We start from the raw sequence: 16,173 nt of genomic DNA, 5'->3' as shown, positions 1-16,173 counted from the left end.
TAACCGTTTTTCGGGCACCGGTGAAATAATTCACTGATTCCTCGTGGCATAGGCTACCGACGGCAAGCGCTGTTTGCGATAACTTAAACTCAGCGTCAATTTTTAGAAGTTGCCTAAGTTTAGAAAAAATCATACCACTATGATTTGTAAAGGCTTTTGTTAATTGGCGTTACTTATGCTCAAGATATATTAGTCAAATCGGCATATTCGGGAGAACGTCATGGAAACAAGCAATGAAGTCAACGAAATCAGTACACTGCGTATCGTGTTTATCGAAACTTTAAGCAGGCAGTTTATCGCCATTACCGGTTGCGGCATTTATGTATACCTCAATCCGCTTACCATTAATGAATTGTTCAACCGCTATTTAAGCAGCAGCGTGCCTATCAATGTTTTTGCCAGGCAATGCGTCAGAAATATAGTGGCTTGATGTTGCGCAGCCGACCCGGACGACTAACGTCGTCCAGGACGTCTTTTAATCAAATAGCGTCGTCAGGCTTTGGCAAAGCGCCGTCGTGAGCCGAAGAGTATCGCCAACAATAGCAACGCCAGTGCCGCTTGTCCGGCAATCAAGTTTAGACATGCCGCCGGATTTGCCGGATACGTAAAGGCAAAGCGCGGTTGGTCGTGACTGAGCTCATCGCTCCAAGCGCTATCGCTCATAATCTTCGGTACGAAATAGTCGCGCCATTGATCTTCAAAATTATTGACCGCCTGAATATATTCGGCATAGCGCGGCGCGTCGATACCGGCCAGCCTATCCGCCATTTGCACGGCCGCCAGCGCCGGCGACAGCCAGGACCACGCTTCCAAAAACTCGAATTGCGCTTGGCGGGCGCTGTCGAAGCGGTACATCACCGGTCTGATCTGTTGATCCAGAACCAAACCGGCCGGCAAACCGGCGATTTCGCGCGGTAACTCTTTGCCGGTTTGCGGCAGCTGCAGATCGGGATGATTGCTATACCACTGCGCCATTAGCGCTTGGCGTTGTTGATTGTTTTGTTCCTGAAACTGGCGGACGGCGATGATGCTATCCAACCTGGATGGCATAGGCGCATGCTGATCAGCGGCCCACCCCAGCAGCGCCGGACTGGCGAAGGTTAAAACCAACCACACCCCCAGCATGCCGATGGCCGCCGCCCCTGAAGAGAAGGGCAGCAGCAGGAACAAGCCGGCGATACAAAACCACACTAGAGTGTACAGACCGGCGAACGCCAGCCAATAAACCAGCGTTTCCAGGCTGAATGCCGGATCCAGCCATAGCGCCAACAGCGAACTGCTGAAAACCGCCAATACCACCACGCTATACCGCACGTCCAGCGCCGCACATACCAAGCGCCAGGGCGCTGACATTTGCGTGCAGACCAAACGCCAGACCCCGCTCTCCCGGTCTTCCTGCACCAGTCCGTAGCTCAAGGCAATCACCATCAGCGGCGTCAGCAGCGCGAACACGGTGGCAAAATCCAGCATGCCCAATTCATGCAGCATCGGGTTGAACAATTGATCACTATTGCGACCGTCGGTGTGGCGGCTCCGAGTGGAGATCTTGATGCCGGTACTTAAAAAATCCAGTTGTCGAACACTCAGGGCCAAACCACCCAAGGCCGGCAGCCGCAATGGTGCTGCGGCGGCGCTGGCGGAAAAAACACTGGCTTTAGGCGCATTGTCGGTCGCTTTCGGCGCATCGTGCATCTCTGCTTGATTGGACATGGCGTTGACGGTCTGCGGCGCTGCCGTGCCGTGTTGACGGAATTCGCGCGCAGCCAAACCCGACCAGACGGCGCTACCCAGCATCACCAGCAGAAATAGTCCTGTCACCCACAGGTTTAAGCGGTTGCGTTTAAAACGCAGCCATTCGATGGCGATTAGTTGCATCATGGCACCAGTCTCCGTGCGGAAAGACTCAACAAGCCGACCGATAAGCTCAGCCACAGCAATAAAACCAATAGATCCAGCTCGGCGGCCTGTAAGGCAAAGCCGATGTCCGGGGCTTGATAGCTAAAGTCCGCCACGCTGCGCCAATCGGCTTCTGCGCCGGTGGCCTTGCGCTCCGTGCCGCGGCTGCGTTCGCGGTCCCAGTCTTCGGTCAGGTTGATAAAATAGCGCCGATATTGCTCTGCCGCGTCTTCAAAATGGCGTTGATGCGCCAAATCCATACCGGCCAAGGTCATGGACAAGGAGCGCAGCGCCAGACTGGGGCCTAGCCAGGAAGCCAGATGGCTTAAGTGTTGTTGTGCGACAAAGTTGTCGCGCAAGGCATCGAAATGCAAGGCGTGCACCTTAACGGAATAGGCATCGTTGTGCTGGCGATTTAAGGACACGAAACCGACCGGCAAATCTTCTTTTCGCGTCACCCCGTACTGCGCTAAGACTTGCGCTTCGAAGGCCTTGGCGCGTTGCTCATGATCGCCGTCGTGTTCCAGACCGTGGTCGATGTCGTCCTTGATCTCACGCCAGAACTCGCTGGCGCTGGGGTTGGGCGCCAGCATTTCCGCAGCCACGGCTCCCAGGCGCGGGGCGATAAACACGCTGGCTAACCAAAAGCCCAGCAGGCAAAACAAGGCCGTGCGGCTGGTGTTGAAAGACGCGGACGCAGCGATGGCGACTGCGGCGAAGATGCCGTAATACAGATTTAACAACACCAGTAACACCAGCAGGCGCAGCACGTCATCCAGGGTAAACGCGAAGTTGCCCAGCAGTACCACGGCAGCTACCAACAGCGCCGGCGCCAAGACCAGGGCAAACGCGCTCAGCAAGCCCAGCAATTTGCCGAATAACAATTGGCCGGCGTTCACCCCCAAACTGTGCAACATCCGCAAGGTGCCGGATTCGCGTTCCTGGCTGACTGAGTTAAAGGTCAAGGCCACGATCAAGAGCGGTAATAAGGCGGTTAACACAAAACTGGTCGTGGCTTGGTCAAAGCGGCCGGCCAGCACTTGATCCGCCGCCGGGCTGAAGCGGGTCAGGTTGCGTTTATGCGGTTCCAGCCATAAAGACTGGCCGATATACGGCCGCAAGCCCGGATCCAGCGCCGCCACCGGCGTGTCCGGCTTAAACACGTAGATGCCGTAATGCGCGGCGGCGTGCGGGTTTTTCACGCTCTGCGTATTCCATTGTTCTTTGGCGGTGGTGCCTACGCGGTGCTTTTCCGCGCGCAATTGTTGCAACTCGTAGGCTGACGCCAGGAAGAAGCCGACAAACAATAGCAATAGAGCAATCCCTAAGGTCAGCAAGCGGCCGTCGCGGAGCGTGGCGAGAAATTCTTTGCGGATGATGGTCTTGATCATGCTAGCCCCCGTGCATGCGCCAGATATTTTTGCTCCAGTTCGTCGTGTTGCACGGTGTGGGCGTCGAATTCTTCCACCAGCCGGCCGTTTTTCATGATACCGATGCGGTCGGCGACTTGCTTGGCGTTGAACAAATCGTGAGTGGCCATCAACACCGCCATGCCTTGATCGGCGGCGGCGCGGATGCGTTGCGCAAAGTCGTTGGCGGCGCTGGGATCCAGGCCTGAGGTGGGTTCGTCCAGCAACATGGCTTTGGCCTGCTTCGCCGAGGCGATGGCCAAGCCCACTTTTTGGCGCATACCCTTGGAATAAGCCGCCACCCGTTTGTCGTGGGCATCGGCTTGCAGGCCGCTGTCCAATAACAAGTTACGGGCTTGCTCGTCATGCAAACGAATATTCGCCAGCGTGCAGAAATAACTCAGGTTTTCCAGGCCGCTCATCACCTCGTAAAGCGCGACGTTTTCCGGCAGATAGGCCAGTTTAGAGCGCACCAGATCGGCATTGGTATGCGGTGATTCGCCCTCGATCAGCACCTGCCCGCTACTGGGCTGGTTGAAGGTCAAAAACGTGCTGATGGTCGTGGACTTGCCGGCACCATTGCCACCCAGCAGTGCATACACGCAGCCCTTAGGGATGTGCAAATTCAAATTGTCGACCGCGCGATGTTGTCGGTACTCGACAACCAGGTTTAGTGCGGCCAATACGGGGGACTCAGAGTTCATAAAGGATACTTGGGTTAGGGGCTAATAATTCGCGACGGTCAGCGTCGATGCGCCGCCGTCGCTTTCGGCTGGCTCAGTATTTTAACGATAGACTGACGTAATAGGTGCGTTGTGCTAATGGGTTATTTTCTTCCTGGATATACTGAACCAGGATATTTTCGATAACCGCTGACGCAGTGTTTTTTTCTGGTGATAAGACCTCTGCAACCGTAAAGCGATAGGCTTTGGCGAATTAGTAACGGAAATTCCATAGGTAATCGCGCGTTCTCAGAGAATGAAAAAGCCGATTGGTACTCGGCGTCTGAGAGCCCGAGTCGGAGGTCTGTTTGTCAAGCCAATTGCGCGCTATTTGATTTGTTTATGAATCGATAGTAAATGATCGTTATCGACCCTGAAGAGACGTTCGGCTTGCTGCTTGCCGTCCGTCAACTTCCTGTCGGTTTTTGTACAAATTAAGGGCACATCCATATTGGATTAATTTGAATCGAACCGCGCACGGATGGGAGCTGGAAAGTTTCGATTACAAGCCGTTAGTGTGTCATGAATTGGCTGAGGCGAAAGTCTTTGGTGCAATGCTGTATCAAAGATGCCCCCTAGGAATCGCGCACAGGTGCAATTTTGAGCTGGTCAAGAACCTCTCAGGCAGGCACCTTAGCGGGTATTTCGCCACGATGATCACTTCGGCGGGCTCTTACAAGCCATCTGCGTGGAAGCAGCAAACCCAGCGGTGCAGCTGCTGGGATCGCCCTCAGCAGCTTAAGCTATGTGTCCTGGGTGTGTCTACTCAGGCCGGTTGCCCGCCAGTGTGGATGATCGTCCCGACGTGCTCACCGCGCAGCGCAGCGGTGAGCCGGCCCGGTACCAGGCCGTTCACGACCTGTACGTGATCGAGGTGACGTGCGTTCGCCATCACTTCGAGGAGGGCTCGGTCGATTGGCAGTGTGCCTTGCTGCTTGATGAGGTCGGCGGCATTGGTTTCCCGATGCAACTGCGCTGTTTCACCTCCAGGGCCTCTGGGGTCGGTGGTGTATACACCATCCACGTCCTCCACGATCGTTAGGCCTGCAGCACCGAGCGCGTCGGCGAGCAGGAACGCACCTGTGTCAGCCCGGTGCGGAGGAATGCGCGAGCCTGGAAACTCGTGGTGGTGGTATGGCGGGAAGCCGCTTCCCACGACCGCACGGGCTGCGGTTAGATGGATCGCGAGTTGGTTTGCCAGTGTGGAGTGCTCGACGTAGGAGACACCCTCCGGCGCGAGCAGCGACGCCAGGATATGGCCGTTCTGACCAGCCTCGCTGGCGGCGAGCGGGGCGAGCGACCCGACCGGCAGGCCGAGGTCGAGACCGACGCTGTAGATGTGGCGGGCGCGGACGCCGGCACCAGTCAGAATCAGCAGACGGTGCTCGGGGAGGATCTTGCGGATCTCGTCCACGATCGGGAGGATGGCATCGGCGCCGCGATCCATGATGGAGCGGCCGCCAATCTTCACGACTTGCAGCCAGGGGAGGATTCGGATTGGCCGCACACCTGCCACGGGGCGGGTAAGCTCGCCGTCGAGGAGGGTCTGACGCGCGAGCGGCGAAGCGACGTGCTTGATGGTATTGGTGGTGTCCGTCATGGCAGTGGCCCTCAGTTCGCGGTGATGATAGTGCCGACGTGCTCGCCTGCTAGTGCGCGCGTCAGGTTGCCGGGGACAAGACCGTTCACGACCTGAACCTGCCGGACGTGACGAGCCGCCTTGAGCAGGTCGAGCATCGGGAACTCTAGGATCGAGTCATGTAGTCCCTGCGCCTTCATCTCATCTACCGAGATCTTGGGGATGAGGGTGGCGTTTTTCGAGGTTTTCGGATTCGCGGTGTAGAGGCCATCCTCGTCCTTCACATAGATCATCGCCTTGCAGCCGAATTGCTCGGCAACCAGGAAACAGCCGGCGTCGGTGCGGTAAGGTGGGATGACGCCGTCGGCGGGAGAGCGCATCCAGAGACTGTAGGGCGGCATGCCACTGAAAACGACGGCGTGCACCTCGGCGAGGTAGAGCGGTACCGCCGAGAGTCCGGCGCTGCTGACCGACGAGATACCGTACTTCGCGAGCAGTTGTCCGAGCATCGCGGCGTTCTGATCGGCAACCGAATCTCCGAGCTGCGAGAGCACGCCCGCCGGCAGGTTTAGCCCCGCCGCGATCGAATAGAGGTGTCTGGCGCGGGTGCCAGCACCGGTCCCAATAAGCAGCTTGTGTTCTTTGCGGGCGGAGACGATCTCATCCACCAGCGGATAGACAGCCGAGCGGCCACGATCGATGACGCTCTGCCCGCCGATCTTGATTACCGTTGCATCCGGCAGGATCCGGAAGTCTTCCGCTTCCTCTATTGCTGCCAGAAGCTGCGAGTCGTCCAGCGATCGCTGCATAAGGAGCTCTTCGAGCTCAGCTGTTGTGTTGCTCATATGGGATACCTCTTTCGTTGTAGTTATCCACTGCAGCGATCCTCTCCGGGGCTGGGAGTGTTCCCCTCCGGCAACACCTTAGTAATAGCCTGGGCAGCTTTAGAAAGATCGCACAGTGATTGTCAGGCGTGCCGACAATTAGAGACATGCATTTTAAACATAGATCATACATGATGAACATGTCAACCAGACATAGCGCTTTACGAATAAATCGGTTCTAAGTGCGCAAGTTGAGTAACGGTTATGGTAATGAAATGAACTATCGCGAATATGTTGACCCCAAAATCTGCAATTGTTCAACAGTAGCTAAATGCTTCCACTATGCCTTCAACGTCGGGTTACAGTCAGCAATCCGACGTTCAAAGAGGTTATATTTTCACTCACTGAGGGGCTGAAAGTGGCCGATAGCCACGTAAGTCTGCCAGCAATACATTGATCAATCACATGCAATTCCGGGACGGTTGGACAGTGCCTGGCCTGATTTTCTAGGGGGATATCGCTTCTCCCCTCAACCGCAGGCCTTGAAGCCTCACGCTAGTCGCATTTTGCTATTTGCTAAAGATTCGCTCGCTTGGGCGCAAACCAAAACGCGTTGCCGTAGGGCTTTGCAGGCTTACGGGCAAGGTAAAAAGCTTTACTGCGATAGCACCAAGACCGCATGCGCGAGCTTAAATGCGTTGTGCGCGAGGCGTTTTGCCGATCGGGCGAATGAATTTGCCCTGCCTGCAAGGCTTTATGGTTAATTCGCAAGGCTGGGTAGGCTTGCTCGCAAGGTAAAATGCTTTGCGACGATAGCAAAAGGCCTCGTGCGCGAGCTTATTTGTGTTGCGCGCAAGGCGTTTTGCCGGTCGGGCGAATGAATTTGTGTTGCCCGCAAGGCATTTAGGTTAATTCCCAAGGCAAGGTAGGGGGGTATCCCGAATTTTGTGTAAACGGGTTTAAGTTATCGGTTAGGGATTCGGTCTTCGAACTGAATACTAAACCGGTTTAATGCGGCTTTCCAGTCATAGACGGGCATGGTCCACTTTTGGCTGATATTCTTCAATGCCAGATAGAGCAACTTGGATAATGCGTCATCGCTGGGGAAGATCGCGCGATTTTTTATGATTTTTCTCAGGCTTCGGTTCACCGATTCGATGGTATTAGTGGTGTAGATCACCTTGCGAATCTCGGGCGGATAGTCGAAAAACGGGATGATACGGTCCCAGTTTCGTCGCCAGATCGGGGCAATGGTGGGATAGGCTTCGTGCCAGTTGGCCTCGAATTCGGCCAGTTTTTGTTCGGCTTCCCTGACGGTAGCGGCTTGATAGATACGCTTGAGGTCGTCGGCGACCGACTGGCGCCTTTTGTAGCTGACGTAGTTAAGGCTGTTACGGACCAAGTGCACGATGCACAACTGCACAGTGGCTTTGGGAAACACGGTTTCGATCGCTTCCGGAAACCCCTTTAGACCGTCGACACAGGCGATAAAAACGTCGTTGACGCCACGGTTCTTGAGCTCGGTGACCACTTGCAGCCAAAATTTGGCGCCTTCGCTTTGGGCAATCCACAGCCCCAGCACCTCTTTGTGGCCGTCCAGATTGACACCAATAGCCAGATAGACCGCCTTGATCCGCACACTGCCACTGTCCCGCACTTTGGTGTGTAGGCAGTCGAGGTAGACGATGGGGTAAATCGGATCCAGCGGACGGGTTTGCCAGGCGCTCACCTCCTCAAGGACCGCGTCGGTCACCGAGGAAATCAAGGTGGGCGACACCTCCGTGTGATAGATCTCCAATAGATGGGCCTGGATTTCCCGTACCGTCAGGCCGCGGGCGTACAACGAGATGATCTTGTCGTCGAAGCCCGTCCAGCGCCGTTGATGCTTGGCGATAATCTGGGGTTCGAATTCGCCATGACGGTCACGGGGAATCTCGATGGGTAAGTCGCCGAAGTCGCCTTTGAGCGTTTTCCGGCTCTTGCCGTTACGGGCATTGCTATTGGCGTTGGTCACCGCCTCATGCTTGCCGTGGCCCAAATGCGCGGTCATTTCCGCTTCCAGGGCGCGTTCGACAATGGCTTTGGTCAACTGCTTTAACAGTCCATTGGCACCGATCAGGTCTTCGGGTGTTTGATAGTTCGACATTAAGGCATCGAGTAATTCATCAGGAATGGCTTTGGGTGATACGGTCATTTTTTCATCCTCATCAGGATCGGTAGTTTCCTACCTCATGGCCGTTTACACAAAAATTCTTACACCCTCCAAGGTAGGCTTGCTCGCAAGGTAAAAAGCCTTGCGACGATCGCAAAAGACCTCGTGCGCTAGCTTATATGCGTTGCGCGCAAGGCGTTTTGCCGGTCGGGCGAAAGAATTTGCGTTGCCCGCAAGGCTTTTAGGTTAACACGTGAGGCTTTGGGGCTTGCACTCAACGTAAAAAGCTTTGCGACGATAGCGGAAGGCCCAATGCACCACCATAAACGCTTTGAGCGCAGGGCGGTAAGCGGAGCGCCGCATGCCTAGGGTAAGCCTCTCGAGGCATGACACTATCGCTTATGCATGCTTCGATTGCGGACAATTATCTGGCGGCAAACGAACAGTTTGATGTCATTGAAATTGCTTTATCAGAGACAGGTCTTGGCCGAATTTGCTCAGTCAGCACTGAATGCCTGCGAAATATTCCAATAGAGCTGGTGCACTCAGAATTCTTTCAGCAATGCTGCCAAAGGGATTGCGGTGTGTGTGCCATAAAGAATGAAAAATCGCTTCGTAAGGGGCGGGGCTTTTAATTGCAGCCGTTGCCGCCGACGGTTGATTCGGTCGGCGGCTGGCGGAGAGGGCGGCGTTACGCCCGCGATGAAAACTCGCCTGTATCGGTATTAACCTTGATCATCTCGCCGGATTCTATATATTCGGGGACTTGCACTTCCAGGCCGGTGCTGAGTTTGGCGGTTTTGGTGCGTTTGGTGGCGCTGGAGCCTTTCATGGATGGCGGGGTTTCGACGATTTGCAGCGTGATGGTGGTTGGTAACTGGATACCTAGCGCGGCGTCGTCCATCAGCAGCATGATGATGCCTTCCAGACCGTCCGATAAATATTCGGTTTGGCCTTCCAAATCTTCCGCCGACAAACTGTATTGCTCATAGGTTTCGGCGTTCATAAAGTAATAGGTGTCGCCGTCCTGGTAGGAATATTGCACATTGCACCGTGAGCAATCGGCGGCTTTCAGCATCTCGTCGCTTTTGTAAGTTTCGTCCAGTTTTTGCCGGGTTTTCATGTGCGTAAAACGGACTTTGTATAGCGTGGTGGCGCCGCGCGAAGTGGGGTTGCGCACATCGATGCTTTTGACCACATACGGTTCGCCGTTGATTTCGATGGCGGTTCCCTTTTTCAGTTCGTTGGCTTTTGGCACGGCTTAATCCTCTATAAATGTTTGCTTTGAAATAACTTGCCACTGGCCGTCTATCAGGCCGATCAGCGGTTGATAATCGATTTTGTAGCGCATTTTACGACAGTCTTTGATCCAGTAGCCCAGATAAAGATATTCCAGGCCCAAATGCTTGGCGGTTTCGATTTGCCATAACACCGCGTAAACGCCGGGGCTGTAGTCGGCAAAATCCGGGTCGAAAAAGGTATACACCGCCGACAAACCGTCGCTTACCACATCGACCACCGCTACGGCCGCCAACTGGCCGCCGATTAAAAACTCCACGAACATGGTGTCGCACCAACGGCTACCCAGAAAATTGATGTAGTCATCCGGCGTGGTTTCGGTATCTTCACCGGGTTTGTCGTGACGGGCACTTAGATAACGTTGATAAAGCTGGAAATGGCGCGGGTCGTATTCGGCTCCTTTGATGACTACCCTGGTTTGCGCATTGCGTTTGCCGCAGCGCTTTTGTTTACGGTCGGCTTGGAATAAGGCCGCCGGCAAACGCGTCGGCACACAAGCCCGACAGCCTTCGCAATAAGGTTTATAAACATGATCGCCGCTACGGCGGAAGCCCTGGGTAATCAATTGCGAATACAGCGGCGTGTCCATCGCCAGCGAGGGATGGACGAAGCCGGAACGCGCCAAACGGCCGTCCAGATAACTGCAGGCGTGGCCGCTGTCCAGCCAAATCGGCACAGCGTTCATGTTTGCCAAGCGTCGGGAGTCGGCGATTGATCGCAGAGCCTGTCCAGCAGTTCTACAAAGCGGCGGCGCGGAATTTCAGCCGCGCCAAGGCTGAGGAGATGTTCGCTGCTGACCTGACAATCGATGAGTTGATAGCCCCAAGCCGTGAGTTGCTCTACCAGATGCACAAACACCACTTTGGAGGCGTCGGTTTTACGATGGAACATCGATTCGCCGAAAAATACTTGGCCTATGGCAATGCCGTATAGGCCGCCGACCAGTTGGCCGTCCAGCCAGGCTTCGCAGCTGTGGGCGATACCCAGGTGGTGTAGGGTGGCATAAGCTTGGCGGATGTCGTCGGTAATCCAGGTGCCGCCGTCTTCGCTACGCGGGGCCGCACAAGCGTCGATAACCTGGCGAAAAGCGGTATCGTAACGAATCTGAAACTGCTGTTTGCGCAGGGTTTTTGCCAGGCTGCGGGAAATGTTCAAATGCTCCGGAAACAACACCAAGCGCGGATCGGGCGACCACCACAGTATGGGTTCGCCGGGATTGAACCAGGGAAAGACCCCGTGCCGGTAGGCGTTGACGATGCGCTGCGGCGACAGGCAACCGCCAAAGGCCAATAAACCGTTGGGTTGCTTCAAGGCCTTATGCAGCGGTGGAAAGGCTTGATGGGGGTGGTCCGGATCGAGCAGGGTGAGTTGCATAAGCGGCGCGTAATCCCTAAGTGGCGCTGAATGGGGTAGGTGGCCAGGCCTTTGTCGCGTCTATATTACGCTCCATCCATTTTGTAACCGAAGCCGCGCACGGTCTTCAGCAATTTCAGTTCGTAATCGTCGTCGATCTTACGCCGTAGTTGGCGAATATAAACATCCACCACATTGGTCAGCGGGTCGGCGCTATAACCCCAGACTTGTTCCAGAATTCGGGTCCGGCTCAACACCTTGCCCGGCATGCGCATAAAGCATTCCAGCAAGGCAAATTCTTTGGGTGTCAGAATAATTTCGTTATTGCCACGGCGCACCTCGTGGGTTTCGCCGTTAAGTACCAAGTCTTCGATGCGCAATTCCTTGTCGTCCTGTTTTACTTCGCCGCCGCGCCGCCTGAGCAAGGCTTCGATACGGGCCAGCAATTCCTCAAAGGCGAAAGGCTTGGTCATATAGTCGTCGGCGCCGGAGCGCAGACCAGCCACTTTATCTTGCACGGTATCGCGGGCTGTCAGCATCAAAATTGGGGTGTCTATGCCGTTGCTGCGCAAATGCTCGCAAACCTGCTTGCCATTCATGTCCGGTAGGCCCAGGTCCAGAACGATCACCTGAAAGGTGCCCTCGGTACCCAAGGCAATGGCTTCGTGCCCACTGCGGGCCACTTCCACAGCATAGCCCTCGGCTTTCAAGCCGCGTTGTACGAAATCGATGATGCGATCGTCGTCTTCAACCATCATTACTCGCATATAGCCTACCCCTGCCAGAGTATTTGATGTCATGTATTTCTCCATTTCATATGAAAATCTATCCTATGCCACCGTAAGTAGCGGTAATGTAACCGTAAATGTCGATCCTGAGTTTTCGACGCTACGCACCGCGATCTGGCCGCCATGGGCTTGCAGGATGGATTTAGCCATCGGCAAGCCTAGGCCTGAGCCATCGTCTCGCGAATGTTGAGCGTTGCTGCTGCGAAAATGACGCTCGAATATCCGCTCCAGATCCTCGGTCGGAATGCCTATGCCTTGATCGGTCAGGCTGAAACAGGCCTGTTTGCCTTCGCGCCATAAGGCCACGCCGATATGACCGAGCGGCTTCGAATAGCGGCAAGCATTCTCGCCCAATATGAATAATACTTGTCTGAGCCGCTGCTTGTCGCCGCGAACTAATAGCGGTCCTGTCGGGGCGTCCAGGCTGACCGAAATCGAATATTCTTCCGCCATCACCTGAAAATCCTCGACGCTGCTGGCGACCAAGTCGGCTAAGTCTACTTTATTCCATTCAAATTGCAGATTGGCAGTGTCGGCGCGGGCCAGGAATAATAAATCGTTGACGTATTTTCCCAGTTGCATCGACAGTTCGACGATACGTTGCAAGGCGTCTTTATATTCTTCGGCATCGCGATCCTGACCGCGTAGCGTTACTTCTGCCTCGCCACGAATCACTGTGATGGGTGTCCGCAGCTCATGGCTGATGTCCGCCAGAAACTCACGGCGAGCATTATCCATGCGTTTAAGTTCGTCGTTTAGCAAATTTAGTTCAAATGTCCGCTCGGTCACCCGTTTTTCCAGTACAGCCCGGCCTTCGCGCAGCTTATCCTGCTGAACTTCCAACTCCTTAGCCATTTGATTGAAGTGACTGGCCAAATATGCAAATTCGTCGCGGCTATCCAGGGCTATCCGGTAATCCAGGTTGCCGGAAGCGATTTCGTCAGTGCCTTTCATCAGTGCTTCGATGGGCTTTTTAAACGCGCGGAGCAACAGCATGCCGGCTACCAAGCTGAAAGCGGCGGCAGTTAACGAGGCCAGAATCGCCGTCCAGCGCGATTTCTCGACCAAAGTCTCCAGCTCCTGCTTGGCTTTCTTGGCCTTTTCCCGTTCGGCGTTAATGGCGGCATCGATCAAGGGCTGAAATTTGCCGTCGATTTCTTCCTCGGTGAACTTGGCCAGCGCTTGCACGGCAGTGGTCAGCTTGCCCTGTAAGCGCAGTCGTTCCACTTCTTCAAAGCGATATTCGCTGGCTTCCAGGAAAGCGGTGAGATGGGCGACTTTTTCCAATTCAGCGGGTTTATTGGTCCAGTCTTCGCTGGCGCTGTCTTTGCCGGGCGCTTTGACCGCAGTATCTCGCAGCGCTTGCATCGCCTCGTACAGGCGATGCTTGGACGATTCCACGCCGGTTTCCGAATTGGGGTTGGCGGTTATCAGCCGGTCCATACGCTGTTTGAAGTGGCGATAGGCTTCTTGTGATAGTTGTTCGTAATCGTCAAAAGTTTCATAGGCTGTTTGGCTGTGCTGAAAATAGCGGGCAACTTCGTTAGATCCCCAATACAAGGCAATGCCCAAGCTCAATACAAAGCAGAAGGAAACAACAATGACTATCGCCAACCGAAATCGAAACATTGGCGTTATTTTCCTTCGCTAGTTTCGTCCAATTGTTTTTCCATAGACCGGATGGCTTCCAGCTTTTCGCGCAACAGCCTCGATTCTTCTTTTTTCGAACCGGCGGCGTCTTTGGTTTCCAGAACGTTTTGCACGGTTTTTTGTTTGCGTTCCAATGAGCCCAGTTTTTTAGACGTGCTGTTGACGCGTTTTAACGCTTCGCTATGAATGGCCACCAGGTGGCGCATCCGTTCGTCGCCCAAGCTTGAGGGCGGGATGCCGGCAATTTCATCCAGAATTTTGGGAATATCACCGCAGGCATCGGACAGCAGGCGGCCTACCAGCAAGTGCAGTAATCCGCCGATTTCTGGTTCCTCTTTTTGCCGCTTCACTAATGACCGGCAAGTCTCGGTTCGGCTCGCTGTGTTCATATTGGTCAGGGTGTTGCCAAAATCCAGCAACTCGTCTATATCCGAATGCACTACGGGAGCGCTATAAACGGTTGGAAAATGTTCCTTTACGCTGGAATTCACGTCGGCGCAGCCGCCGATAACCAACAATGAGGCGATCAGGCTGAAAATGCGGGTAAATAGTGACTGCATGTCTATTAACTCTCCTGGTTTAACGGAATTTGAACCCGGATACGGGCTCCTTGTTGGTCTTGACGGGCATCGATCGCTTCCACTTTACCTTGATGGTTGGCGACATATTCCTTGACGATGGCCAGGCCCAAGCCCGGACCATCGTTATTGCCTGTTTCGCCGGTCTTTCCGCGATAAAAGGGTTCGAAGACATGGTCGCGTTCGGCGGCGGCAATACCGGGACCTTCGTCTTCCACTTCCAGTTCCATTAGCGTGCCGGCGTCGCGCAGTATGACGCGAATTTCGCCGCCCACCGGCGAGTATTTCACAGCATTGGTCAGTAACTGCTCGATAATCACGCGTAATTGCTCCGGATTGCCGGAAATTTCCACTGGCCGCGCCAGCATGCGAACAGCGATGGCTTTACTGCTTATCATAGGCTGGAAATCCTCAATCACGGTTTCCAGCAAGTTTTTGATATTTATGCTTTCCTTGTGTTTTATATCGGGCAGGGAATTGATCTGGCTGTAGCGCAGCAGTTCCGCGGATACCGTATTTAACTTTTCGATATTGGTGCATAAATGCAGAGCAGTATTTTCCCGTTTGCTGTTCGGGTCATAGTCGGTTTCGCCAGCCAGTAGTTCTGCATCCTGGCGCAGGCTTGCCAGCGGCAGTTCTATCTCACGGGCGACGTTTTGCATAAACTGTTGCTTGGATACCTCCAATTCCAGCAAGTGGGTACGCAGCCACTCCAGGCGGTTGCCAAGATAAGATAAATCGGAGGGACCGTTGACCAGAACCGGATCAGTAAGTTCTCCCGCTCCCAAACGGCGTATCGATATATCGAGCTGCCGCATCGAGCGCGACAGTACGATCAGCAGAATCGCAATCACGCTGAACGAAATCGCCAGCAATAACGCGCCTTTGACCAACAAGCCGTGCTCCAGCGATTCCGACAACTGATGCAACTCGTTGAATTCGTGATCGACATGGTTTTCAAATTCGCGCGACAGCGTAGCAGCGGATTCTCGTAAGCCCTGAAAAGCCTCGTCTATTGGCAATTCCAGATTGTTTTCATCATCCGAACCGATGATTTGTTGATAAATCAGGTTTTCTTTTTCGGATAATTCGTTAACCAACAGCGCGATTTTGTTGTCGACGTGCAGTTTTAGTAAATCGCTCAAAGCCTGTTTAAATGAGGCTCGCACTGTTTCGTAGGATTGCCGCTCGTAGGGTTGGCGTAGCGTTGGGTCGGACAGCAACACGAACAGCTTGGCCTTGCGCTCTATATCGGATGCTTTTTGTAGTACCAGGCGGATGGTTTTGGTTTGTTCGAAGACATGGGTGTTCACCGTTCGGCCCAGCGCAGAGGTTTCGCGCATGCCAAAAGCGGCATACATCACGGCCAGAAACAATGGAATTACAGCAATCACAAAGCCCAGTACGATCAGAGACTTTAACGATAAAAAATTTTTAAATTTCATCCGTGTGTAAGGAGCAATAAATCACACCATAGTATAGATGAAACGGCATTCTTAACATTGCTCTTAAAACAGCGTCAAACGGCATTGCTTAGTTGATTTGTGGTCGATGTGTTCAAATCCGTAGAATAATGAATTTAGAGCCTCAGTTTAAAAAAAGGTATTTTTGGTGCGTTTTTGGTGGCCGGGCAGCCGTGAATACATGCCGTGTGCCCAAAACAGATTGTTGTAGAGACCAAATTTATGTTGAATTGATTCGGAAGCACGGCCGAATCCGACAACATGAAAATCTTGAGTCCCATTACTAGTCCATCTCAAAAGAGTCGTTCCATTGAAACTTGTTGGCCTTGAAAAAGCCGCTCGTAAGCATGCGGGTGATTTTTTTGCGAACGAATCAACGACATAAATAAAACCAAGATCGTCAGCTTTTTAATAGACGATAGCCATATTTCGCCACGATGTTTTATCATGGAACCCACAA

14 protein-coding genes are annotated in these 16,173 nt (G+C 53.9%); 1 reads left to right on the top strand and 13 read right to left on the bottom strand.

All coding sequences use genetic code 11. From position 1 onward, the window contains the following. Positions 1 to 220 precede the first annotated feature (220 nt). The gene (locus EBA_RS19235) at positions 221 to 430 is read left to right on the top strand and encodes a hypothetical protein (protein WP_033159049.1); all 210 of its coding nucleotides are present in this window, start codon (positions 221 to 223) and stop codon (positions 428 to 430) included. Between the two features lie 62 nt (positions 431 to 492). On the opposite strand, the gene EBA_RS19230 is transcribed toward EBA_RS19235, so the two are convergent. The 13 genes from EBA_RS19230 to EBA_RS19170 form a co-directional block, all read right to left on the bottom strand. Next, complete coding sequence (locus EBA_RS19230) at positions 493 to 1,878, bottom strand: DUF3526 domain-containing protein (protein WP_192376207.1); 1,386 nt, start codon at positions 1,876 to 1,878, stop codon at positions 493 to 495. Continuing rightward, positions 1,875 to 3,287 (bottom strand): ABC transporter permease subunit, encoded by a 1,413-nt coding sequence (locus tag EBA_RS19225; RefSeq protein WP_192376206.1) that lies wholly within the window; start codon positions 3,285 to 3,287, stop codon positions 1,875 to 1,877. Before EBA_RS19225 ends, EBA_RS19230 begins: the two co-directional genes overlap by 4 nt. Continuing rightward, the gene (locus EBA_RS19220) at positions 3,284 to 4,009 is read right to left on the bottom strand and encodes an ABC transporter ATP-binding protein (protein ID WP_192376205.1); all 726 of its coding nucleotides are present in this window, start codon (positions 4,007 to 4,009) and stop codon (positions 3,284 to 3,286) included. Before EBA_RS19220 ends, EBA_RS19225 begins: the two co-directional genes overlap by 4 nt. A 784-nt stretch (positions 4,010 to 4,793) precedes the next feature. Next, on the bottom strand, positions 4,794 to 5,627 hold the full coding sequence (locus EBA_RS19215) for an amino acid kinase family protein (protein ID WP_192376204.1): 834 nt from the start codon (positions 5,625 to 5,627) through the stop codon (positions 4,794 to 4,796). An 11-nt stretch (positions 5,628 to 5,638) separates the two neighbouring features. After that, positions 5,639 to 6,451, bottom strand: a complete 813-nt coding sequence (locus EBA_RS19210) for an amino acid kinase family protein (protein ID WP_192376203.1) — start codon at positions 6,449 to 6,451, stop codon at positions 5,639 to 5,641. A gap of 943 nt (positions 6,452 to 7,394) precedes the next feature. Beyond that, positions 7,395 to 8,624, bottom strand: coding sequence for an IS256 family transposase (locus tag EBA_RS19205; RefSeq protein ID WP_192374356.1), 1,230 nt, complete (start codon positions 8,622 to 8,624; stop codon positions 7,395 to 7,397). A 649-nt stretch (positions 8,625 to 9,273) separates the two neighbouring features. Continuing rightward, on the bottom strand, positions 9,274 to 9,840 hold the full coding sequence (gene efpL / locus EBA_RS19200; RefSeq protein WP_192376202.1) for an elongation factor P-like protein EfpL: 567 nt from the start codon (positions 9,838 to 9,840) through the stop codon (positions 9,274 to 9,276). Between the two features lie 3 nt (positions 9,841 to 9,843). Next, positions 9,844 to 10,566 carry an arginyltransferase gene (locus EBA_RS19195; RefSeq protein ID WP_192376201.1) on the bottom strand — a complete coding sequence of 241 codons (723 nt, stop codon included), beginning with the start codon at positions 10,564 to 10,566 and terminating at the stop codon, positions 9,844 to 9,846. Continuing rightward, on the bottom strand, positions 10,563 to 11,255 hold the full coding sequence (gene aat / locus EBA_RS19190; protein ID WP_192376200.1) for a leucyl/phenylalanyl-tRNA--protein transferase: 693 nt from the start codon (positions 11,253 to 11,255) through the stop codon (positions 10,563 to 10,565). Before aat ends, EBA_RS19195 begins: the two co-directional genes overlap by 4 nt. A gap of 65 nt (positions 11,256 to 11,320) precedes the next feature. Next, positions 11,321 to 12,034 carry a response regulator transcription factor gene (locus EBA_RS19185; RefSeq protein WP_225616373.1) on the bottom strand — a complete coding sequence of 238 codons (714 nt, stop codon included), beginning with the start codon at positions 12,032 to 12,034 and terminating at the stop codon, positions 11,321 to 11,323. A 30-nt stretch (positions 12,035 to 12,064) separates the two neighbouring features. Beyond that, positions 12,065 to 13,651, bottom strand: coding sequence for a sensor histidine kinase (locus EBA_RS19180; RefSeq protein WP_192376199.1), 1,587 nt, complete (start codon positions 13,649 to 13,651; stop codon positions 12,065 to 12,067). Positions 13,652 to 13,656: 5 nt separating this feature from the next. Then, positions 13,657 to 14,232, bottom strand: a complete 576-nt coding sequence (locus EBA_RS19175) for a hypothetical protein (protein WP_192376198.1) — start codon at positions 14,230 to 14,232, stop codon at positions 13,657 to 13,659. A 5-nt stretch (positions 14,233 to 14,237) separates the two neighbouring features. Then, on the bottom strand, positions 14,238 to 15,695 hold the full coding sequence (locus EBA_RS19170) for a sensor histidine kinase (protein ID WP_192376197.1): 1,458 nt from the start codon (positions 15,693 to 15,695) through the stop codon (positions 14,238 to 14,240). Positions 15,696 to 16,173: the final 478 nt, after the last annotated feature.

Source organism: Methylomonas albis (genome assembly GCF_014850955.1).
GTDB lineage: Bacteria > Pseudomonadota > Gammaproteobacteria > Methylococcales > Methylomonadaceae > Methylomonas > Methylomonas albis.
Note: the sequence above shows the minus strand (reverse complement) of the source record. Positions and strands in the feature narration are given on the sequence as shown.